Annotated in this window: 19 protein-coding genes and 5 tRNA genes; 15 read left to right on the forward strand and 9 right to left on the reverse strand. The window is 72.7% G+C overall.

Features of this window, described 5'->3' with window-relative positions:
- Positions 1 to 20 precede the first annotated feature (20 nt).
- The 3 genes from AB0P03_RS00675 to AB0P03_RS00685 form a co-directional block, all read right to left on the reverse strand.
- Positions 21 to 92, reverse strand: a tRNA-Val gene (locus AB0P03_RS00675).
- 38 nt (positions 93 to 130) lie between these two features.
- Positions 131 to 201 (reverse strand) — tRNA-Cys (locus tag AB0P03_RS00680).
- A 40-nt stretch (positions 202 to 241) separates the two neighbouring features.
- Positions 242 to 314, reverse strand: a tRNA-Gly gene (locus AB0P03_RS00685).
- 321 nt (positions 315 to 635) lie between these two features.
- Here AB0P03_RS00685 and AB0P03_RS00690 point away from each other — a divergent pair.
- The 3 genes from AB0P03_RS00690 to AB0P03_RS00700 are packed head-to-tail and all read left to right on the forward strand — an operon-like array spanning position 636 to position 3,464.
- The gene (locus tag AB0P03_RS00690; protein WP_363627463.1) at positions 636 to 1,697 is read left to right on the forward strand and encodes a chorismate-binding protein; all 1,062 of its coding nucleotides are present in this window, start codon (positions 636 to 638) and stop codon (positions 1,695 to 1,697) included.
- 38 nt (positions 1,698 to 1,735) lie between these two features.
- Positions 1,736 to 2,566, forward strand: a complete 831-nt coding sequence (locus AB0P03_RS00695; RefSeq protein WP_363583035.1) for an aminodeoxychorismate lyase — start codon at positions 1,736 to 1,738, stop codon at positions 2,564 to 2,566.
- Positions 2,567 to 2,621: 55 nt separating this feature from the next.
- Positions 2,622 to 3,464, forward strand: a complete 843-nt coding sequence (locus AB0P03_RS00700; RefSeq protein WP_363583037.1) for a GNAT family N-acetyltransferase — start codon at positions 2,622 to 2,624, stop codon at positions 3,462 to 3,464.
- Positions 3,465 to 3,476: 12 nt separating this feature from the next.
- On the opposite strand, the gene AB0P03_RS00705 is transcribed toward AB0P03_RS00700, so the two are convergent.
- Positions 3,477 to 3,977: a DsbA family protein gene (locus AB0P03_RS00705; protein ID WP_363583038.1), complete on the reverse strand. Its 501-nt coding sequence runs from the start codon at positions 3,975 to 3,977 to the stop codon at positions 3,477 to 3,479.
- Positions 3,978 to 4,087: 110 nt separating this feature from the next.
- Between AB0P03_RS00705 and AB0P03_RS00710 the strand changes: the two genes are divergently transcribed.
- Positions 4,088 to 4,552, forward strand: a complete 465-nt coding sequence (locus AB0P03_RS00710) for a hypothetical protein (RefSeq protein ID WP_363583040.1) — start codon at positions 4,088 to 4,090, stop codon at positions 4,550 to 4,552.
- A 43-nt stretch (positions 4,553 to 4,595) separates the two neighbouring features.
- On the opposite strand, the gene AB0P03_RS00715 is transcribed toward AB0P03_RS00710, so the two are convergent.
- Both AB0P03_RS00715 and AB0P03_RS00720 read right to left on the reverse strand, forming a co-directional pair.
- Positions 4,596 to 5,165: a CGNR zinc finger domain-containing protein gene (locus tag AB0P03_RS00715; protein WP_363627464.1), complete on the reverse strand. Its 570-nt coding sequence runs from the start codon at positions 5,163 to 5,165 to the stop codon at positions 4,596 to 4,598.
- A 404-nt stretch (positions 5,166 to 5,569) separates the two neighbouring features.
- A complete protein-coding gene (locus AB0P03_RS00720; RefSeq protein ID WP_030056266.1) occupies positions 5,570 to 5,983 on the reverse strand; it encodes an SsgA family sporulation/cell division regulator in 414 nt (137 codons plus the stop codon).
- 195 nt (positions 5,984 to 6,178) lie between these two features.
- Between AB0P03_RS00720 and AB0P03_RS00725 the strand changes: the two genes are divergently transcribed.
- From AB0P03_RS00725 to AB0P03_RS00735, 3 genes are all read left to right on the forward strand, one after another.
- Positions 6,179 to 6,616, forward strand: a complete 438-nt coding sequence (locus AB0P03_RS00725; protein ID WP_363583042.1) for a TIGR02611 family protein — start codon at positions 6,179 to 6,181, stop codon at positions 6,614 to 6,616.
- Positions 6,617 to 6,694: 78 nt separating this feature from the next.
- Positions 6,695 to 6,766 (forward strand) — tRNA-Val (locus AB0P03_RS00730).
- Between the two features lie 210 nt (positions 6,767 to 6,976).
- Positions 6,977 to 7,048: transfer RNA gene (locus AB0P03_RS00735), tRNA-Val, on the forward strand.
- A 78-nt stretch (positions 7,049 to 7,126) separates the two neighbouring features.
- On the opposite strand, the gene AB0P03_RS00740 is transcribed toward AB0P03_RS00735, so the two are convergent.
- Complete coding sequence (locus tag AB0P03_RS00740; RefSeq protein ID WP_363583044.1) at positions 7,127 to 7,894, reverse strand: exonuclease domain-containing protein; 768 nt, start codon at positions 7,892 to 7,894, stop codon at positions 7,127 to 7,129.
- Positions 7,895 to 8,045: 151 nt separating this feature from the next.
- Here AB0P03_RS00740 and AB0P03_RS00745 point away from each other — a divergent pair, with 151 nt between their 5' ends.
- From AB0P03_RS00745 to AB0P03_RS00760, 4 genes are all read left to right on the forward strand, one after another.
- A complete protein-coding gene (locus AB0P03_RS00745; protein ID WP_363583046.1) occupies positions 8,046 to 8,600 on the forward strand; it encodes a DUF4365 domain-containing protein in 555 nt (184 codons plus the stop codon).
- 44 nt (positions 8,601 to 8,644) lie between these two features.
- Complete coding sequence (locus tag AB0P03_RS00750) at positions 8,645 to 9,844, forward strand: hypothetical protein (protein WP_363627465.1); 1,200 nt, start codon at positions 8,645 to 8,647, stop codon at positions 9,842 to 9,844.
- A gap of 87 nt (positions 9,845 to 9,931) precedes the next feature.
- The gene (gene thrS / locus AB0P03_RS00755) at positions 9,932 to 11,911 is read left to right on the forward strand and encodes a threonine--tRNA ligase (protein ID WP_363583050.1); all 1,980 of its coding nucleotides are present in this window, start codon (positions 9,932 to 9,934) and stop codon (positions 11,909 to 11,911) included.
- 78 nt (positions 11,912 to 11,989) lie between these two features.
- A complete protein-coding gene (locus AB0P03_RS00760) occupies positions 11,990 to 12,550 on the forward strand; it encodes an HIT domain-containing protein (protein WP_363627466.1) in 561 nt (186 codons plus the stop codon).
- A 69-nt stretch (positions 12,551 to 12,619) separates the two neighbouring features.
- On the opposite strand, the gene AB0P03_RS00765 is transcribed toward AB0P03_RS00760, so the two are convergent.
- Positions 12,620 to 14,260, reverse strand: a complete 1,641-nt coding sequence (locus tag AB0P03_RS00765; RefSeq protein ID WP_363627467.1) for a hypothetical protein — start codon at positions 14,258 to 14,260, stop codon at positions 12,620 to 12,622.
- A gap of 206 nt (positions 14,261 to 14,466) precedes the next feature.
- Here AB0P03_RS00765 and AB0P03_RS00770 point away from each other — a divergent pair, with 206 nt between their 5' ends.
- On the forward strand, positions 14,467 to 14,892 hold the full coding sequence (locus AB0P03_RS00770) for a DUF393 domain-containing protein (protein WP_363583056.1): 426 nt from the start codon (positions 14,467 to 14,469) through the stop codon (positions 14,890 to 14,892).
- On the opposite strand, the gene AB0P03_RS00775 is transcribed toward AB0P03_RS00770, so the two are convergent.
- The gene (locus AB0P03_RS00775) at positions 14,880 to 16,928 is read right to left on the reverse strand and encodes an elongation factor G-like protein EF-G2 (protein ID WP_363627468.1); all 2,049 of its coding nucleotides are present in this window, start codon (positions 16,926 to 16,928) and stop codon (positions 14,880 to 14,882) included. The genes AB0P03_RS00770 and AB0P03_RS00775 overlap by 13 nt on opposite strands.
- A 255-nt stretch (positions 16,929 to 17,183) precedes the next feature.
- On the opposite strand from AB0P03_RS00775, the gene pgsA reads away from it, so the two are divergent.
- From pgsA to AB0P03_RS00790, 3 genes are read left to right on the forward strand one after another with little or no spacing between them, the layout of a single operon-like run.
- Positions 17,184 to 17,831 carry a phosphatidylinositol phosphate synthase gene (pgsA, locus tag AB0P03_RS00780; protein ID WP_363583060.1) on the forward strand — a complete coding sequence of 216 codons (648 nt, stop codon included), beginning with the start codon at positions 17,184 to 17,186 and terminating at the stop codon, positions 17,829 to 17,831.
- A gap of 16 nt (positions 17,832 to 17,847) precedes the next feature.
- Entirely contained in the window at positions 17,848 to 18,834 is a 987-nt protein-coding gene (locus AB0P03_RS00785; protein ID WP_363627469.1) for a phosphatidylinositol mannoside acyltransferase, read from the forward strand.
- A 40-nt stretch (positions 18,835 to 18,874) separates the two neighbouring features.
- Positions 18,875 to 20,059 (forward strand): glycosyltransferase family 4 protein, encoded by a 1,185-nt coding sequence (locus AB0P03_RS00790; protein ID WP_363583064.1) that lies wholly within the window; start codon positions 18,875 to 18,877, stop codon positions 20,057 to 20,059.
- Positions 20,060 to 20,068: the final 9 nt, after the last annotated feature.

The following is a 20,068-nucleotide window of genomic DNA, read 5'->3' on the forward strand; positions in this document are numbered from 1 at the left end:
AGACCCCGAAGGATCCGACGTGCGCGATACTGGGATTGAACCAGTGACCCCTACCGTGTCAAGGTAGTGCTCTCCCGCTGAGCTAATCGCGCGGGGAGGTCTTCCGGTCGGAACCGGTCGAACCTCTCGGAGGTGGAGACGGGATTTGAACCCGTGTACACGGCTTTGCAGGCCGTTGCCTCGCCTCTCGGCCACTCCACCAGGCAACACACGAAGAACGATCTTACACTGTTCTCCATCGAGCGGACGACGAGATTCGAACTCGCGACCCTCACCTTGGCAAGGTGATGCTCTACCAACTGAGCCACGTCCGCCTGTCTCCCGGGACCTTCACCGCTTTTCTTCGGCTGCGCTCCCTGGCGACGTGTTGAACTCTAGCGGATTCCCGGGCCAGCTAAAAATCCGTTCCCGCAGCGTGCCGATGGGATGCCCACCGAGCGCCTCCCCGCCGACCCCTCGGCCCGGCCACCGGCCGCCACCTGCGGCGCTTCCGGACGATCATCCGCAGGCCACCCGGCGCACACCCGCGCGACGCCGGGCGCTGCTCACGCCCCTGCGTCACACCCCCGCGCCGGGCCCGCACCCCGGACCTACACTTCAGGCACCGCCGCCCAGCACCACCGCGCAGGAGAACCGTGTCCGGCCCCACCGAACCCAGCACCCCGCTCGCCCGCTTCGGCGGCCGCCTGGCCACCGGGCTGCGCGACGTCACCTCGGACCCGGCCGCCCTGGACTCCACCGGCTACTGGGCCGTCGCCTACGACTTCGAGGGCCGGCTGACCTGCGCCCGCTTCGACGACGTCCGCCCCGCCCCCGCGCCGCCCTCGGGCGCCGGCTGGCGCGGACCGGGGGCCGGCGACTGGCACAGCTCCCTGGACCGCTCCGCCTACACCGCGGGCGTACGCCGCATCCGTGAACACATAGCCGCCGGCGAGGTCTACCAGGCGAACCTCTGCCGCGTGCTGTCCGCACCGCTGCCCGACCCGGCCCGCAGCGACGTCGACGCCCTCACCGGCCTCCTCGCCCACGGCAACCCCGCCCCCTACGCCGGCACCATCCGCCTGCCCGCGCACGGTGTCGAGATCGCCACCGCCTCGCCCGAGCTGTACCTGCGCCGCGCCGGCCGCACCGTCTCCTCCGGCCCGATCAAGGGCACCGGCCGCACCGAGGACGACCTCCTCGACAAGGACCACGCCGAGAACGTGATGATCGTGGACCTGGTCCGCAACGACCTCGGGCAGGTCTGCGCGACCGGCAGCGTCACCGTCCCCGACCTGTGCGCCGTCGAGAAGCACCCCGGCCTGGTCCACCTGGTGTCCACCGTCGAGGGCACCCTGCGCGAGGGCGCCGGCTGGCCCGAGCTGCTCGCCGCCACCTTCCCGCCCGGCTCCGTCACCGGCGCCCCCAAGTCCAGCGCCCTGCGGATCATCGACGCCCTGGAGACCGCCCCGCGCGGCCCGTACTGCGGCGCCGTCGGCTGGGTCGACGCCGACCGCGGCGAGGGCGAACTCGCCGTCGGCATCCGCACCTTCTGGCTCGACCGGACCGACCCCGAGGCGCCCGTGCTGCGCTTCGGCACCGGCGCCGGCATCACCTGGGGCTCCGACCCCGACCGCGAGTGGGCGGAAACCGAACTGAAGGCCGCCCGCCTGGTCGCGATAGCGTCGGGCAGCGATATCGACCCGACGGGCGCATGAACCGCCCCGCCCCCACCTCGTCCTAGGAGCAGCCCTCGATGCAGAACCCGACCACGAGCTGGGTCAACGGGGCGCTCGTCGACTCCGCCGACGCCGCCGTCTCGGTCCTCGACCACGGACTCACCACCGGCGACGGGGTGTTCGAGACCATGAAGGCCACCGACGGCCGGGCCTTCGCGGTCACCCGGCACCTCGACCGGCTCACCCGCTCCGCCCGCGGCCTCGGCCTGCCCGACCCGGACCACGACCTGGTCCGCGAGGCCTGCGCCCAGGTCCTCGCCGCCAACCCGGCCCCGCTCGGCCGCCTGCGCGTCACCTACACCGGCGGCACCTCACCGCTCGGCTCCGAGCGCGGCACCGCAGGCCCCACCCTCGTCGTCGCCCTCGGCGCGATCAACCGCCGCCCCGACGAGACCGCCGCCGCCGTCGTCCCGTGGCGCCGCAACGAGCACAGCGCTGTCGCAGGCCTCAAGACCACCTCGTACGCCGAGAACGTCGTCGCCCTGGCCGCCGCCCACCGCGCCGGCGCCTCGGAGGCCCTGCTCGCCAACACCGCCGGCCTGCTCTGCGAGGGCACCGGCTCCAACGTCTTCGTCGTCCTCGGCGGTCGCCTGCTCACCCCCACCCTCGGCTCCGGCTGCCTGGCCGGCATCACCCGTCAGCTGGTCGTCGACTGGTGCGGTGCCGAGGAGAACGACCTGCCGCTCAGCGCCCTCCGGGACGCCGACGAGGTCTTCCTCACCTCCACCACCCGTGACGTCCAGGCCGTGACCCGGGTGGACGACCGCGAGCTGCCCGGCATCGGCCCCGTCACCGCCAAGGCCATGGCCGTCTTCGCCGAACGCAGCGGCGACGACCTCGACCCGTGATCCCCGAAGCGGCAACCAGGGCATAGGGGCCCGGGCGCGGGGAAGGGACCACCACATGACCACGACGCTGCGCCCCGAGGGCCCGGAGACACCCACCGACGCCGGCGGCCGCACCAGGCGCTGGCAGATCTGCGCCAACGGCCGCCAGGTCGGCGCGCTGCGCACCACCGCCATCCCGCACGGCAGCCAACTCTGGGGCGAGATATCGGAGTTGGAGGTCAGGGAAGGCCGCGGTCGGGGCCGCGGCACGTTCGGCGCGCTGGCCGCGGAGGAGGTGCTGCGCAACTGGGACTGCACCCGGGTGGACGCCAACATCCCCGAGACGGCGCGGATCGCCCGGGGGCTCGCCACCACCCTCGGCTACACCGAGCGGATGCGGAACCTGGCCAAGCGGCTGACCACCGCCCCCGCCCTGCCCGCCGGCATCACCGCCGACCGGATCGAGCCCCCGGAGTTCCAGGCCTGGCTCGACCGGGCCGCCCGGGGTTACCTCCGCTCGCTCGTGGAGTCCGGACTCAGCGAGGAGCAGGCCCGCGCCAGGTCCCACCTGGACCACCAGCGCCAGCTCCCGCAGGGCGCCGACAGCCCGGGCGTCGCTCTGCGCCGCCTGCGCGCGGACGGTGAAGCCGAGCCGCTCGGCTCGCTCTGGGTGGACTTCCACCGGCGCGACCTGCCGAACGGCGGGCCGCTCGCCTGGGTGATGACCGTCGAGGTGTCCCCGGCCCACCGGGGCCGGGGCCACGGCCGCACGCTGATGCTGTTCGCCGAGCGCGAGTGCCTGGCCGCCGGCGTGCGCGACCTCGGCCTCAACGTGTTCGCCGGGAACGAGGTCGCGATCCGCCTCTACGCCTCGCTCGGTTACCGGGTCACCAACCGCATCTACGGAAAGCCGCTGTGACCCGACATGACGTCAGGAAGCCGCCGCCGCCTCGATGGCGGCCACGATGCGGTCCCGCAGGCCGTCCTGGCTCTGCCCGCCGTCCAGCCGCTGCCCGCCGATCACGTACGTCGGCGTACCGGTGACCCCGATCGCCCGGCCCTCGGCCTGGTCGGCGTCCACGGTGAGCATGTGCCGGCCGTCGATCAGCGCGGTGTCGACCTCCTCGACGTCCACCCCGACCGCCCGGGCCACCTCCAGCAGCACCTGCTGCCCGCGGGCGTCCAACTCCTCGACCCGGGCCAGCAGCGCCTCCACGAACGGCCAGCCCAGCCCCTGCGCGAACGCCTCCTCGGCGGCCTCCGCGGCCGCGTAGGCGTGCTTGTGCTTCTCCAGCGGGAAGTGGCGGACCTCGACGGGCAGCGCGTCGCCGTACCGCGCGCGCAGCGCCCGTACGTCGTCCAGCGCGGTGCGGCAGTCCGGACACTGGAGGTCGCACCAGAACTCGAGCCGGGGGAGGGAACCATCGATCATTCCCCCAGTGTTTCACTAGTGGGCGCCCGCTCCAGCCGACGGTGCGCCCCTGCGAAGGCCGACAGGGAGGCAGTGATGACCAGGACGACCGGAAGCGAAGGAGTACTGCCGTGCTGACGGCGGCGACCAGCTTCGCGCTCACGGCGGGCGGGGTGGCCGTGGCCGGCCTGCGGGCCTACCGGCGGCGGTTCCTGTCCGCGACCCGCTGGTTCGCGGTGGCCCTGGTGCCCGCCGGGCTCTACCTGACCGGCCTGTTCCCGGTGGCCCGGACGATCGGCAGCGAGTTCGCCGACTGGGCGACGAGGCTGGTGTTCGACCCCCGGGTCTGGACCGGCATCGTGCTGCTCGGCCTCTCCGCGCTCCTGCTGGTGACGACGCGCTGGGTGGGCCGCCGGGGCGCCGTGGACGCCGCCCCGGACCGCCCGGCGGCCGCCGGTGCCGCGCCCGAGCGCCCGGCGGTGGCGGCCACCCCGCCGAAGAAGCCGGCGACGGGCAAACCCGCGGCGGGCAAGCGGGACGACGGCCTCGGCGACTTCTCCGACATCGAGGAGATCCTCCGCAAGCGCGGCATCTGAGCGGCATCCGAACGCGGCATCCGAACCCCCGCGGGGGTCGGCGTCAGGCGGAGGGCACGGCCTCCGCCGAGCGCTGCCGTGCTCGGTAGGCGGCGACGTGCAGCCGGTTGCCGCAGGTGCGGCTGTCGCAGTAGCGCCGGGAGCGGTTGCGGGAGAGGTCCACGAAGACCCGGGCACAGTCCGGTGCCTCGCACCGGCGCAACCGCTCCCGCTCGCCCGCCATCAGGATGAAGGCCAGCGCCATGCCCAGCTCGGCGGCGAGGTGGTCGCCGAGCGCGGCGTGCGGCGCGAAGTAGTGGATGTGCCAGTCGTGGTGGTCGTGGTTGGTCAGCCGCGGCGTCGTACCGGCGGCCGCGACGATCCGGTTGACCAGTTCGGCGGCCTCGGCGGTGGACTCCGTCCCGAACACCTCCCGCAGCCGGGTGCGCAGGTCGTGCACCTTGCGCAGGTCGTTCTCGGTGAGCGAGTCGATCTCGCTGATCTCCTGGCCGACCACGAAGGCGTCCAGTGCGGCCACGTCCGGCAGCCGCTCGGTGCCGCACACCTCGGGCGCGGTGTTGAGCAGCTCGACGAGGATGCTCAGCGCGCACTCGGTGTCATGGGTGATCAGCACGTTGGGGACTCCTCGCGCAGGGGGACTCCGGAACCCCGCGTCCACGGTTACCCCAGACCATACCGGGCCGTGCGGCGGAAGGGCGGCGGGTTCTTTCGAAGGCGTGTACGGATTCCGTCAGAGTGCCGTGAAGCGGACGGCGTCCGGGCGGCCGGGCCCGCGAAGGACCCCCCGAAATGCCGAGGGCTCCCGGCAGCGAGGCCGGCCACCCGTATGGATGGCCGACCTCGTTGCCGGGCGCCTGCAGTGTCGCGGACCCGATCCGGTGGGATCGGGCCGTCCACCGGCCCCGAGGCCGCGTCGCGCGCGGCTGAGTTGCTGCCGTGCCCCCGAGTAGGACGGCAGCGGTGACGGCAGGAGGTACCACCCCGCCGATGGCGGGGCGTGACCGCCTCCGGGCGGGATCAGCTTTCGGCGAGGATGTGGGACAGCTCCCGGTCGAGGTCGAAGTGGCGGTGTTCGGTGCCGGGGGGCACCGCGGCGTCCGTCCGCTTGAGAAATGACTCAAGCGCCCGGGCCGGGGCTTCGAGCAGGGCTTCTCCTTCCGGAGAGCTCAGCGCGATGCAGACCACCCCTTGCCCGTGGCTGCGGGACGGCCAGACCCGGACGTCGCCGGTACCGGTCGGTCGGTGCAGCCCCTCCGCGAGGAGATCTCGGGCGAACACCCACTCCACGGTCTCGTCGGCGCCCGTGTGGAACGTGGCGTGCACGGCGTAGGGGTCGGCGGTGTCGTAGCGCAGGCCCGCGGGGACGGGCAGTGAGGACTCGCTGGACACGATGAGGCGCAGGTGCAGCTCGCAGCTGACCGTGGTGTTCATAAGCGCCATGGCCTTTCGCTCAGTGTGCGCTCGGGGAATCGCACGTCGGCGAACGGACCATCCCACCCCCAAGCCCGATGTAAACCCCTCTGTCCCGATTCGGGCGCGAGTCGTACCCCTTACGGCGCATTGCGGAATCATCCCGGAGTGGCCCGGTCGGGCATTACCGGGCCGCTTCTTGGTTAGTTTCCTGGCATGACTGTGCGAAACGACAAGACGGCCAAGAACACGGGATCGGGTGAACCGGTCACGGCGGATGACGCGGCCGGCTCCCGCGCCCCGGCGTTCGTCCGCCGCTCGCGGCCGCTGCACCTCACCTGGCAGGTGGCGATCTTCCTGGCCGGCCTCGCCGTGGTCGTCCTCGGCGTGATCATGCTGCCGCTGCCCGGCCCCGGCTGGGTGGTGATCTTCCTGGGCATGGGGGTCTGGGCCACCGAGTTCGACTGGGCCCGGCTGGTGCTGCGGTGGAGCCGCCGCAAGGTCGCCGAGGCCGCCCACCGCGCCCTGGACCCGCGGGTGCGCCGCCGCAACCTCACCGTCACCGCCATCGGCCTCGCCGCGGTCGTCGGGATCGGCGGCTGGTACTTCACCCGCTACGGCCTGGCCGTCCCCTGGACGGCGGGCGAGAGCTGAGCGGCCCGGGGCCGGGGGCTGCCGTGACCAGGGTGTTCGGACCACCCTCCGGGATGCGGTAATGTTTTCCCTGCACCCGGGCGATTAGCTCAGCGGGAGAGCACTTCGTTCACACCGAAGGGGTCACTGGTTCGATCCCAGTATCGCCCACCGGAATGCATTGTGATACGTGAGGCCCAGCCGATTATCGGCTGGGCCTCACGTGTATTTCCGGAATCCATCCGAAGAACCATCCGGAATGCGACTGAGGCTCAGTCATCTTCCGCGTGGAGCGCGAGTTCTGCGGATGCGCCAGCAGTACCCGGAAGGGGCGAGTTGTACGACGACCGCCAAATGGTGCTACAGTTCTTCTCGTTGCCCGGGCGATTAGCTCAGCGGGAGAGCACTTCGTTCACACCGAAGGGGTCACTGGTTCGATCCCAGTATCGCCCACCGGACAGCACGCAGGCCCTGACCAGGAAACCGGTCAGGGCCTGCGGCGCGTTCGGGACCGGCGCCTGCCGGCCGCCGCTACGCCGCCGCCTCGCAGCCGTGCTCGGGCTCCAGCCGGCGGCCGCAGCCGCACCGGGCCGGCCGCAGCGGCCAGGAGGGGTCCACCCGCTCCGGCGTCCCCGACCGGTCGAACCAGTTCTGCAGCCCCCGCGCCTGCGCCGCGTGCCAGACCGCCTGCCGCAGGTGCAGCTCCGCCGCCGTCAGTTCGCCCAGCGCCGCCGGGTAGCGGGCGCCTATCCGCCGGGTCAGCGCCAGCGCCGCCGTCGCGTCCGCCGCCGCGTCGTGCGCCCCGGCCAGCTCCACGCCGTAGTGCGCGCACAGGTCGGTCAGCGTTCGACGGCCCTTGCGGTAGCGGTCCACGTGCTTGTCCAGCACCCGCGGATCCAGCACCACCAGCCCGGCCGTGCCCACCCCGCCGGTCAGCGTCAGCCCGTGATGGCGGCGCAGCTCCCGGTCCAGCAGCGTCAGGTCGTACGGCGCGTTCATCACCACCACCGGGCGCCCGGCCCGCGCCTGGTCCGCCAGCGCGCGGGTGACCTCCGCCACCACCGCGCCGACCGGGCGGCCGTGCGTCCGGGCGTGCTCGTCGGTGATGCCGTGCACCGCCCGGGCGCCGTCCGGGATCGGGACGCCCGGATCGGCGAGCCAGGTGGTGGTCTGCACCGGCCGACCCGGGGCGAGTTGGACGACCAGGGCGGCCGAGACGATCCGATCGGACTCGACGTCCACGCCGGTGGTCTCGGTGTCGAAGGAGGCGAGTGGGCCGGTGTACCAGTGCTGCTGCATGACTGCCCCTCAGGCGAGCGTTCCGCGCGCCCGGTTGATACCCGGTTCTGACACCCGTTCAACCGTTTGGCGCAAGCCCGACCGGGGATCCTGCCCGTGGGCCCGCCGTTCCGATCCGGACGGGCCCGGAGCAGGGGGAGGCCACGGGGCGATGGCACTGACGCAGCCGCAGCCCGAGGAGGCGGCGGCCGTTCTACGGGGAAACCTGGCGGTCACCGCCTGCATGGAGACGCTGCAGGTCGGCTACCTGCACGCGGTCGCCGCCGCGGCCGGCTGCTCGCTCTCCCAGCCGTTCCCGGACAACGGGATCGACTGGCAGGTCAGCCACGGCTCCCGGGCGCACGAGGTGGACGACGAGGTCACCATCAAGATCCAGCTGAAGGCCACCCAGCAGATCGCGGCCGATCCGACCGGGCCGTTCTTCAGCTTCACCCTCGACAACGACCACCTGCGCAAGCTCGCCCGGGCGAGGGTCGCCGTGCCGCGCATCCTGGTCGTGATGCTGCTGCCGCGGCGGGTCGACCGCTGGCTGCACGCCCGCCCGGACGCGCTGGAACTGCGGCACTGCTGTTACTGGGTCAACCTGGCCGGCCACCCGGTCACCGGACAGCGGCGCACCAACGTGCGGGTCCCCACCGGCAAGGTCTTCGACGACCGCGCGCTCTGCGACATCATGGCCCGGGTCGGCGCGGGTGGCAGCCCGTGACCGCCCGCCCCGGTCCTGGCCCCCGGCAGCGAGGAGCAGCACCCATGACACCGCCGCACGCACCCGGCGAGCCGGTCCAGGCCCTGCCCGACCCCGCCGCCGTCGACCCGGCGGTGCTCGCCACCCTGCTCGCCCGGCACGGCTGGGTCCGGCGAGGCGGCCCCGCCGCCCGCTACGGCCGCTGGACGCCGCCCGACGACGAGTCCGGCACCAGCGTCCTCGTCCCCGCCGGGGACGGCTTCGACGACGCCGTCGACCTCCTCGCCGACGCCGTCACCGCGCTGTCCCGCTCCTCCACCCCGTCCGCCCGAGCCATCCTGCTCGCACTGGCCGTCCCCGGCGACGAACTGCGTTGGCACCGGGAGCCGGCCGGCCCCGCCGAGGCCGCCACCTGGGACGACGCCGAGCGGCTCCAGCGGGCGGCCCGCGCGATGCTCGCCGCCGGGGCCAAGGCCGGCCGGGCCACGGCCGCCTACTTCGGCGCCCGGCTGGACGCGCACGCCGGGGACTTCCTGGACCGCGTCCTGGTCGTCGAGCAGGGCGCCGCCCTCACCGCCTACACCCCCGCGCCCGAGGGCCGGGCCGCCGTCACCACCCTGGTCCGCGCCCTGGAGGCACTGCGCGACGCCGTCGACTACCGCCGGGTCAGCGGGGGGCCCGAGGCCTTCGAGAACGCCGTCCAGGCCGGAGTCAGCCGGGAACTCGTCCAGTCCGTGGAGGACCTGGTCCGCGGCGCGACGGCGGCCCGGTTGACCGTCGCCTGGTCCGCCGCCGCGGGGACCCCGGGCGGCTTCGGGGACCGCCGGGTCGTCCTCGACTTCTCGCCCGGCGACCTGCCCGCCCTGACCGAGGCCGCCGAACTGCTCGAACGGATCGAGCCCGCCGTCGCCGTCACCGTCGTCGGCGTGGTCGTCCGGCTCAAGCGCGCCGACCCGGCCGGACCGGGCGCGGTGCGGCTGCGCGTCCTCGGCGGCGCCGAAGTCCGCGAACTCAAGCTCCGCCTGCCCGACCCCGACTACCGGCTCGCCGCCGAGGCCCACCTCGCGGGCCTGCCGGTCCGGGTCGCCGGCCGGCTGGAGAGCCGCGGCGGCTTCCGTCGGCTCACCCGGCCGCAGGGCCTGGAACTGTGCGGCTGGGAGGACGCCGACCGCGAGCGGCTGCTGAAGTCCCTCGGCGAGGGACTCGGGGAAGAGCTCGGCGAAGAGCTCGACGGAGGCCTCGGGGAAGGGGGAGAGGGGGCGTAGGTGCGCGGCCGGGTCGACGCGCTCGGTACCATCGTCACGCGCAGCGCAGTGTTGCGTCCTCTGAATCCAGCACGTCAGGAGAGACCGGTGACGGACGTCCGGGTAATCATCAACCGCGAACCCGATCGGGAAGAGCGCGTGGTGACCACGGGCACTACGGCCGCCGAGCTCTTCGCCGACGACCGCTCGATCATCGCCGCCCGCGTCGGCGGCCAGCTCAAGGACCTCGCGTACGCCGTCCAGGACGGCGACGAGGTCGAGCCGGTCGCGATCGGCAGCAAGGACGGCCTGGACATCCTGCGCCACTCCACCGCGCACGTCATGGCGCAGGCCGTGCAGCAGCTCTACCCCGAGGCCAAGCTCGGCATCGGCCCGCCGGTCAAGGACGGCTTCTACTACGACTTCGACGTCGAGAAGCCCTTCCACCCCGATGACCTCAAGGCCATCGAGAAGCGGATGCAGGAGATCATCAAGCGCGGGCAGAAGTTCTCCCGCCGCGTGGTCACCGACGAGTCCGCCCGCGAGGAGCTGGCCGCCGAGCCGTACAAGCTGGAGCTGATCGGCCTCAAGGGCTCCGCCGCCACCGCCGGCGAGGGCGCCGACGTCGAGGTCGGCGCCGGCGAGCTCACCATCTACGACAACCTGGACGCCAAGACCGGCGAGCAGTGCTGGGGCGACCTCTGCCGCGGCCCGCACCTGCCCAGCACCCGGTACATCCCGGCGTTCAAGCTGATGCGCAACGCGGCCGCCTACTGGCGCGGCAGCGAGAAGAACCCGATGCTGCAGCGCATCTACGGGACCGCCTGGCCCACCAAGGACGAGCTCAAGGCCCACCTCGACTTCCTGGTCGAGGCCGAGAAGCGCGACCACCGCAAGCTCGGCAACGAGCTCGACCTCTTCTCCATCCCCGAGGAGATCGGCTCCGGCCTCGCCGTCTTCCACCCCAAGGGCGGCATCATCCGCCGGGCGATGGAGGACTACTCGCGCAAGCGGCACGAGGAGGAGGGCTACGAGTTCGTCTACACCCCGCACGCCACCAAGGGGAAGCTCTTCGAGAAGAGCGGCCACCTCGACTGGTACGCGGACGGTATGTACCCGCCCATGCAGCTCGACGAGGGCGTGGACTACTACCTCAAGCCGATGAACTGCCCGATGCACAACCTGATCTTCGACGCGCGCGGCCGCTCGTACCGTGAACTGCCGCTGCGCCTCTTCGAGTTCGGGACGGTGTACCGGTACGAGAAGTCCGGCGTGGTGCACGGCCTGACCCGCGCCCGCGGCTTCACGCAGGACGACGCGCACATCTACTGCACCCGCGAGCAGATGGCGGAGGAGCTCGACTCGACGCTGACCTTCGTGCTCAACCTGCTGCGCGACTACGGTCTGACCGACTTCTACCTGGAGCTGTCGACCAAGGACCCGGTCAAGTACGTCGGCTCGGACGAGACCTGGGAGGAGGCCACCGCCGTCCTCGCCAGCGTGGCCGAGAAGCAGGGGCTGCCGCTGGTGCCGGACCCGGGCGGCGCGGCCTTCTACGGCCCGAAGATCTCGGTCCAGGCGCGCGACGCGATCGGCCGGACCTGGCAGATGTCGACGATTCAGCTCGACTTCAACCTCCCCGAGCGTTTCGATCTCGAGTACACGGCGGCGGACGGCTCGCGCCAGCGGCCGGTCATGATCCACCGCGCGCTGTTCGGCAGCATCGAGCGGTTCTTCGCGGTGCTGCTGGAGCACTACGCCGGCGCCATGCCGCCGTGGCTGGCCCCGGTCACCGTGACGGGCATCCCGATCACCGACGAGCACGTGCCGTACCTGCTGGAGGTCGCGGCCGGGCTGAAGAAGCACGGGATCCGGGTCGAGGTGGACACCTCGGACGACCGCATGCAGAAGAAGATCAGGAACGCTCAGAAGAGCAAGGTTCCGTACATGCTGATCGCCGGCAACGACGACGTCGAGGCGGGCGCGGTGTCCTTCCGGTACCGCAACGGCGAGCAGAAGAACGGCGTGCCGGTGGCGGACGCCGTCGCCGAGATCGTGGACGCGGTGAGGAACCGCGTCCAGGTGTGACGCCTTCGGACCACCACGCGCGGGGCGGGCTCTCGATGAGTCCGCCCCGCGCGGCTTTGCAAGCAGCGTTGGGCGAATATGCTGATCAGCATGACGACTGAGCCGGAACTGCAGCGGGGCGTCGGGGAGCCGGACGGCTTCCGCCGCCTGTGGACCCCCCATCGGATGGCCTACATCCAGGGTGAGAACAAGCCCACCGGTCCGGCTCCGGACGACGGTTGTCCGTTCTGCTCGATCCCCTCGCTGAGCGACGAGGACGGGCTGGTCATCGCCCGGGGCGGCGCCGTGTTCGCGGTGCTGAACCTGTACCCGTACAACGGCGGCCACTTGATGGTGGTCCCGTACCGGCACGTCGCGGACTACACCGACCTGGACGAGGCGGAGACGGCCGAGCTGGCCGACTTCACCAAGCGGGCGATGACCGCGCTGCGGTCGGCCTCGGGGGCGCACGGGTTCAACATCGGGATGAACCAGGGCGCGGCGGCCGGTGCCGGGATCGCGGCGCACCTGCACCAGCACGTGGTGCCGCGCTGGGGCGGGGACACCAACTTCATGCCGGTGGTCGGCCACACCAAGGTGCTGCCGCAACTGCTGGCGGACACCCGGAAGATGCTGGCCGAGGCCTGGCCGCAGGACTGATCGGGAACGCCGGAGGGGCCCGTCACCGCTGAGTCGGTGGCGGGCCCCTCCGGCGTGCGCGGGCCGTGGTCACTCGAACTGGTCGACCTTGTACGGGCGGGTGCCCTGGGCCTCGGACTTGATGATCGAGGCGCGGTTCTTGAAGCGGTCGGTGTCCAGGTCGTGCTCCTCCAGGAACTCCAGGGTGGCGGCGTGCACGGCGCCGAGGACCGGGACGGAGGCGTTGAGCGCGTTGTCGGTCATGAACCGGCTGCCCCACGGCGGGCTCGCCCAGGCGTGCCGGAAGCCGAACGGCTCGGGCAGGCCCAGGCCGCCGCCGAGCCAGGAGAGCAGCCCGGGGGCGCGGGTGAGCGGCGCGCGCAGGGCCTGGCGGACCACCTCGTCGTTGTCGATCAGGGGGAGCTTGACGGTGCGCTCCTCCCAGAACTTGCCGGTCTTCTGGACGGTCTTCTCCTTGGCCGAGGGCTTGTCGGAGAAGACGCCGTTGACCGGGCCGAGCGCGTAGCCGGCGACGGTGACGGTGAGGGTGTTGGCGAGCAGGGTGACGGTGACGGTGAAGGTGATGATCAGCTTGCCGTCGAAGGTGATGAACTGGGTGGCGAGGTAGTGCCGGGGGCCGCCGCCGGCGAAGGTCTGCTTGTCGGCGATGGTCTGGAGGGCGAAGTCGCGCATCCGGTCGCCGTCCATGTCGGCGTTGCCGGGGCGGGAGATCTCATCGGCGTTCTCGCCGATTTCGAGGACCGCCCACTGCTTGACCGTGATGTTGGTCATCCCGCTGTTGGCGACCTCGCTGACGGCGAGCCCCTTGAGGTGCGAGGAGATCTTCCGGACGAGGTCCCAGGGGTGGAAGGCGCGGAAGTCGGAGTGGCCCGCGGCGGGGCGCATCACGTCGACCAGGCGCCATTCGCCCCAGCGCTTGCCGACGCCGAGGATGCCCTTGGGACCGGCGTAGTGCTGGACGTTGGTCTCCTGCTCGGCCTCAATGCGGGCGAGCTTGTCGCGCAGGTCGACGGCCTTCTTGTCGAGGTCGTCGCGGGGGACGGCCTTGGAGACGGTGGCGGCGACGGAGCTGCCCTCGGCGAGGGCGAGCCAGCGCTCGCGGAGCTCCTTGGTGGAGCGCAGCACGATGCGTCGGGCGAGGATCCCGCCGATGATGGGCGGGATCATGGCGACGCGCAGGTAGACGCCGAGCGGGCCGTGGGCGGGGGGCTTGACGAGGAACAGGACGGAGACCACGGCTGCGGCCAGGAGCGCGAGGGCGCCGTAGAGCTCGTCCTGGAGGGCCTTGCCCTTCATGAGGTAGATGCGCAGGTAGAACGCACCGATCCAGATCAGGGTGCCGGGCAGGGCGAGCAGGCCGAAGAGCACGGTGACCACGGTGAGCTTGCGGTCCCGCGCGGCCCGCAACTCCTGTGCGGCCAGGCAGTGTTCGACGATCTGGCGGGTGTCGGTGCCGAACGAGGGCACGATCGGCTTGCGCCCGGCACCGACGGTGCGGGAGATGACGGCGGCGCTGAACGCCTCGCCGAGGTTCGCCTCGAAGAGCTTGAACCGGGGCTTCTTGTGGGTCGCGGCGGTGACCTTGCCGACGAAGTCCTCGATCTTGCCGTCGCGGTACGCGACCGAGGAGAGCGCCGGGGTGACTCCGGTTTGCGGCCCGGCGTCGGTGCGGGGTATCTGCGCACCCGGAGTCATGTCGAGTGTGGTCACGGTGGCGTCCCCTCCTCCCCTTGTCAGCGGCAGGTTATCGTGCCGCGGTGTCGCCGCGCGCATGATCGTCTGAAGTGCCGTCACGATCGGGCCGCGCCTGGGCTTGAGAGGCATGATGCCCAGCTTCGGGCTGGTCGATACCCGGTCGGCGGCGGTCGTCGGGGTGGTGCAGGATGGCCGTGACGGCCAGGAAGGGAGCCCGGGCGATGGATCCGGTGTTGGTGTTCGACGGGGACTGTTCGTTCTGTTCGTCCTGCGTGCGGTGGGCGGAGCGCTATCTGCGGCAGACGCTGGCCTCGGGGGGCTGGGACGCGGTGCCGTTCCAGTTCGAGGACCTGGCGGCGCTGGACGCGCGCGCGGGCGGGCTGGGCGAGGTGACCGCGGAGCGGGCGGAGCGCGAGGTGCTGTGGGTGACGCCGACGGGCCGGGTGTACGGGGGTGCGCAGGCGGTGGCGCGGCTGCTGATGCGTTCGGGCGGCGCGTGGGCGTACCTGGGGGCGGTGCTGGCGTCGGCGCCGGTGCGGCCGGTGGCGGGCCTGGCGTACCGCTGGGTGGCGCGCAACCGGCACCGGATGCCGGGGGGTACGGCGGCGTGCGCGCTGCCGCGGCGGCAGGGCGCTCAGTCGGTGTAGCGGGTGGCCAGGGCGGTCGGCATGGGTTCGTGGCGCAGGTAGGCGCGGGAGAACTCGGCGGTGCCGTGGGTGAGTGAGCGCAGGTCGACCGGGTAGCGGACGAGTTCGAGTTCGGGGACCTCGGCGCGCAGCAGGGTCAGGCCGGGGCCGCCGGTCTCGGTGCCGAGGACGCGGCCGCGGCGGGCGGAGAGGTCGCCGAGTACGGCGCCGAGGTAGTCGTCGGGCAGCAGGACGGCGACGGCGGCGACGGGTTCGAGCAGCCGGATGACGGCGTGTTCGGCGGCGTCGCGCAGGGCGAGGGCGGCGGCGGCCTGGAAGGACGCGTCGGAGGAGTCCACGGAGTGGGCCTTGCCGTCGGTGAGGGTGACCCGGACGTCGACGAGCGGGTGGCCGGTGGCGACGCCCTTGGCGAGCTGGGCGCGCAGGCCCTTCTCGACGGAGGGGATGAAGTGCTTGGGGACGGCGCCGCCGACGACGTGCTCCTGGAACTCGAAGCCGGAGCCGGCCGGGAGGGGTTCGACCTCCAGGTCGCAGATGGCGTACTGGCCGTGGCCGCCGGACTGCTTGACGAGCCGGCCGTGGCCGGCGGCGGCGGTGCCGAAGGTCTCGCGGAGGGCGACCTGGGGTTCGACGGTGTCGACGTGGACGCCGTGCCGGGTGCGCAGGCGGTCGAGGACGACCTCGGCGTGGGCCTCGCCGGTGCACCAGAGGACGAGCTGGTGGGTGTCGGGGTTCTGTTCGAGGCGTAGGGCCGGGTCCTCGGCGGTGAGGCGGGTGAGGGCCTGGGAGAGCTTGTCGTCGTCGGCCTTGCTGTGGGCTTCGACGGCGATCGGGAGCAGGGGCTCGGGGAGGGCCCAGCCGGCGAGGTCGACGGGGTGGCCGGGGTCGTGGACGGTGTCGCCGGCGCGGGCGGTGGTGAGCTTGGCGATGCAGACGAGGTCGCCGGCGACGGCGTGCGGGACGGGCCGCTGGAGCTTGCCGAAGGGGCTGCTGAGGGCGGTGACGCGTTCGTCGCCGTTCTGGTCGGCGCTGTGGGCGGGGCCGGCGAGGTGGATGCGGGTGTCGGGACGCAGGGTGCCGGCGTACAGGCGCAGCAGGCTGATCCGGCCGACGTAGGTGTCGCCGGTGACGCGGACGACCTGGGCGGCGAGCGGGGCGTCGGGGTCGCAGTCGGGGGCGGGGCGGGTGCGTTCGCCGGGGTCGGGGAAGGTGTGGACGATCAGGTCGAGGAGTTCGGTGGCGCCGAGGCCGTTCTCGCTGGTGGGGACGGCGGGGTGGAGGGCGCAGCTGAGGACTTCGCGGCGCAGGCCGGCTTCGAGGGCGTCGGTGTCGAGGGTGTCGCCGGAGAGGTAGCGCTCCATGAGCGTGTCGTCCTGGCCGGAGATGGCCTCGACGAGGCTGTCGTGGGCCGGCCCGGTGTCGGGCAGCGGAGCGGCCCGGCCGTAGGTGTCGCCGGTGAGCAGGTCGACGCTGCCGTCGGGGCGGCCGTCGTGGAGGACGGGCAGGAAGAGCGGGCGGAGGGTGTCGGGGCCCAGGTCGAAGGCGTCGTGGCAGGCGGTGAGGATGTCGTCGAAGCCGGTGCGGGCGAGGTCGAGTTTGGCGACGGCGATGGCGCGCGGGATGCCTTCGGCGGCGCACTCGCGCCAGAGTGCGCGGGTGGGGGCGGTGACGGGGTCGGTGGCGGAGACGACGAAGACGGCGGCGTCGGCGGCGTGCAGGGCGGCGCGCAGGTCGGCGGTGAAGTCGGGGTGGCCGGGCGGGTCGATCAGGTTGATCTTGACGCCCTTCCATTCGAGCGGGAGCAGCGAGAGCTGGACGGAGCGCTGCTGGTGGTGCTCGATGTCCTCGTGGTCGGAGACGGTGGTGCCGTCGGTGACGCGACCGGCCCGGCCGGTGGCGCCGGCGGCGAGGGCGAGGGATTCGGCGAGCGTGGTCTTGCCCACACCGCTGGAGCCGATGAGGACGACGTTGCGCAGGTCCCGGGGGGCGGTGACGGCGGGTGCCTGGGCGGCTCGTGCCGTGCTGCGGTCGGGCATCGGGGTCTCCTCCCGTCGCGCCGGGGCTGTCCTTCGAAAGTGTAGGTGCGGGTGCTGCGGCGGCGCGTGTCGTACGGGTGGGCGGTGACCGTCCGTGTGTGGGACGTGGCCGGGGTGTCGTCGGGCGGTGCGTGCGACGGAGCGTGCCTCCGGCCTGGCTACGATGGGTGGGCCGGACGGGCTGATCCGTCCGGCCGTCTGCCGCGCGTGTTGCGCCAGGCGGGTACCAGGGAGATCGGAGCGGTCGGGAAGGCCATGCTCAACAAATACGCGCGTGCCTTCTTCACACGTGTTCTGACCCCGTTCGCCGCGTTCCTGATCCGGCTGGGCGTGAGCCCGGACGCCGTGACGCTGATCGGTACGGCCGGTTCGGTGGCCGGTGCGCTGGTGTTCTTCCCCCGCGGGGAGTTCTTCTGGGGCACCATCACGATCACGCTGTTCATCTTCTCGGACCTGGTGGACGGGAACATGGCCCGCCAGCTGGGCCGGAGCACCAGGTGGGGGGCGTTCCTGGACTCCACGCTGGACCGGGTCGCGGATGCGGCGATCTTCGGTGGTCTGGCGATGTGGTACGCGGGCAAGGGTGACGACAACCTGCTGTGCGCGGTGGCGATCTGCTGCCTGGCGAGCGGGCTGGTGGTGTCGTATACCAAGGCGCGGGCGCAGAGCCAGGGGCTGCCGTGCGACGTGTCGGGGCTGGTGGAGCGGGCCGAGCGGCTGGTGGCCAGCCTGGTGGCGGCCGGGGTCGCGGGTCTGCACAAGTTCGGGGTGCCGTACGTGGAGTGGCTGCTGCCGGTGGCGCTGTGGCTGGTGGCGGTGGGCAGTCTGGTGACGGTGTTCCAGCGCATGCTGACCGTGCGCCGGGAGGCGTTCGAGGCCGACCGAGCGGCGGCCGGGAGCTGATGGGGGGCGTCCTGCGGTGACGGACCGACTGGTGTACTGGGCGTACGCGCTGGGCTGGGCGGTGCTGAAGCACCTGCCGGAGCGGGTGGCGCGGGGCCTGTTCGACCGGCTGGCGGACCACGCCTGGCGCCGGCGGGGCAAGCGGGTGCTCCAGTTGGAGGCGAACCTGCGCCGGGTCCGTCCGGGACTGGACGAGGCGGGCCTGCGGGCGCTGTCCCGGGCCGGGATGCGTTCGTACCTGCGGTACTGGATGGAGTCGTTCCGGCTGCCGGTCTGGAGCAGGGAGCGGGTGGCCCGGGATGTCCGGTCGGAAGGCCTGGAGAACCTGCGCGCGCCGATCGAGGCCGGTCGGGGCGCGGTGATCGCGCTGCCGCACATGGGCAACTGGGACCTGGCGGGCACCTGGGTGGCGCAGCTGGGCTTCCCGTTCACCACGGTCGCGGAGCGGTTGAAGCCGGAGCGGCTGTTCGACCGGTTCGTGGAGTTCCGGGAGGGCCAGGGCATGGAGGTCCTGGCGTTGACCGGGGGCGGGGCGAACGTGATCGGCACGCTGGCGCGACGGCTGCGCGAGGGTCGGCTGGTCTGCCTGGTGGGGGACCGGGACCTCTCGGAGGCGGGCGTGGAGGTGTCGTTCTTCGGGGAGGCGACCCGGATGCCGGCCGGTCCGGCGGCGCTGTGCCAGCGCACCGGGGCGGCGCTGCTGCCGGTGACGCTCTGGTACGACGGCCCGGTGATGCGGGCGCGGATCCACCCCGAGGTGCCGGTGCCGCAGGAGGGCGACCGCAAGGAGCGGACGCAGGTGATGACGCAGGCGCTCGCGCGGGTGTGGGAGGAGGCGATCCGCGAGCACCCCGAGGACTGGCACATGCTGCAGCGGTTCTGGCTGGCCGACCTCCCGGTCCGTGAGACGGTGGAGGAGGCGGCCGCGCCGCACTCCGAGGCGGCCCGGGCGGCCGCGCCGGAGCCGGCCGGCGAGCCGGCGGCCGAGGCCTCCGGGTCCTGATCCCGGCCAGCAGGAGTACCCGAAGGAGCATGAGGAACCCGTGAAGATCGGCATCGTCTGCCCGTACGACTGGGACGTCCCCGGTGGGGTGCAGTTCCACATCCGGGACCTGGCCGAGCACCTGATCGGTCTGGGCCACGAGGTCTCGGTGCTGTCGCCGGCCGAGGACGAGGAGGCGCTGCCGCCGTACGTGGTCGGCGCCGGGCGGGCGGTGGCGGTGCCGTACAACGGGTCGGTGGCGCGGCTGAGCTTCGGCGTCCTGTCGGCGGCGCGGACGCGGCGGTGGTTGCACGAGGGCCGGTTCGACATCCTGCACGTGCACGAGCCGGCCGCGCCGAGCGTGTCGATGCTGGCCGCCTGGTCGGCGTCCGGGCCGATGGTGGGGACGTTCCACACCTCCAACCCGCGCTCGCGGGCGATGATCGCGGCCTCGCCGATCCTGCAGCCCGGCCTGGAGAAGATGCGGGCCCGGATCGCGGTGTCGGAGTACGCCCGGCGGACGCTGGTGGAGCACCTGGGCGGCGACGCGGTGGTGATCCCGAACGGCGTGGACGTCGGCTTCTTCGCGGACGCCGAGCCGGATGAGCGCTGGTGCGGCGGTGCGGCGGCCGGGGAGCCGGGCACGATCGGCTTCGTCGGCCGCATCAACGAGCCGCGCAAGGGCCTGCCGACGCTGCTGGCGGCGCTGCCGAAGATCCTGGCCGAGCGGCCGGGCGTGCGGCTGCTGGTGGCGGGCAAGGGGGACGAGGAGGAGGCCGTCGCCGGCCTGGCGCCGGAGGTCCGCCGTCAGGTGGAGTTCCTCGGCATGGTGAGCGACCGCGACAAGGCCCGGCTGCTGCGCAGCGTGGACCTGTACGTGGCGCCGAACACCGGTGGCGAGAGCTTCGGGATCATCCTGGTCGAGGCGATGTCGGCGGGCGCCCCGGTGCTGGCCAGCGACCTGGACGCGTTCAAGCAGGTGCTGGACGGCGGGGACGCGGGCGAGCTGTTCCCGGTGGAGGACGCGGACGCGCTGGCCGCTGCGGCGCTGCGGCTGCTGGGCGATCCGGGGCGGCTGGGGGAGCTGAGCAAGGCCGCCTCGCGGTACGTGCGGCGGTTCGACTGGTCGACGGTCGGCGCGGACATCCTGGCGGTGTACGAGACGGTGGCGGCGGGGGCCGCGGCGGTGGTCGAGGAGGACGTGCGCGGCGGCCGGCGCGGCCGGTTCGGGCTGGCCCGGGACTGAGGCCGGCGG

This window comes from Kitasatospora sp. NPDC088779 (genome assembly GCF_040685395.1).
GTDB lineage: Bacteria > Actinomycetota > Actinomycetes > Streptomycetales > Streptomycetaceae > Kitasatospora.

What these genes read in the sequence shown, in the direction of transcription:
- AB0P03_RS00695 (WP_363583035.1), top strand. Translation starts at nt 1,736, where the DNA reads ATGCAGAACCCGACCACGAGCTGGGTCAACGGGGCGCTCGTCGACTCC.
- AB0P03_RS00700 (WP_363583037.1), top strand. Translation starts at nt 2,622, where the DNA reads ATGACCACGACGCTGCGCCCCGAGGGCCCGGAGACACCCACCGACGCC.
- AB0P03_RS00705 (WP_363583038.1), bottom strand. Translation starts at nt 3,977, where the DNA reads ATGATCGATGGTTCCCTCCCCCGGCTCGAGTTCTGGTGCGACCTCCAG.
- AB0P03_RS00720 (WP_030056266.1), bottom strand. Translation starts at nt 5,983, where the DNA reads ATGAACACCACGGTCAGCTGCGAGCTGCACCTGCGCCTCATCGTGTCC.
- AB0P03_RS00725 (WP_363583042.1), top strand. Translation starts at nt 6,179, where the DNA reads ATGACTGTGCGAAACGACAAGACGGCCAAGAACACGGGATCGGGTGAA.
- AB0P03_RS00740 (WP_363583044.1), bottom strand. Translation starts at nt 7,894, where the DNA reads ATGCAGCAGCACTGGTACACCGGCCCACTCGCCTCCTTCGACACCGAG.
- AB0P03_RS00745 (WP_363583046.1), top strand. Translation starts at nt 8,046, where the DNA reads ATGGCACTGACGCAGCCGCAGCCCGAGGAGGCGGCGGCCGTTCTACGG.
- AB0P03_RS00750 (WP_363627465.1), top strand. Translation starts at nt 8,645, where the DNA reads ATGACACCGCCGCACGCACCCGGCGAGCCGGTCCAGGCCCTGCCCGAC.
- AB0P03_RS00760 (WP_363627466.1), top strand. Translation starts at nt 11,990, where the DNA reads ATGCTGATCAGCATGACGACTGAGCCGGAACTGCAGCGGGGCGTCGGG.
- AB0P03_RS00770 (WP_363583056.1), top strand. Translation starts at nt 14,467, where the DNA reads ATGGATCCGGTGTTGGTGTTCGACGGGGACTGTTCGTTCTGTTCGTCC.
- AB0P03_RS00775 (WP_363627468.1), bottom strand. Translation starts at nt 16,928, where the DNA reads ATGCCCGACCGCAGCACGGCACGAGCCGCCCAGGCACCCGCCGTCACC.
- pgsA (WP_363583060.1), top strand. Translation starts at nt 17,184, where the DNA reads ATGCTCAACAAATACGCGCGTGCCTTCTTCACACGTGTTCTGACCCCG.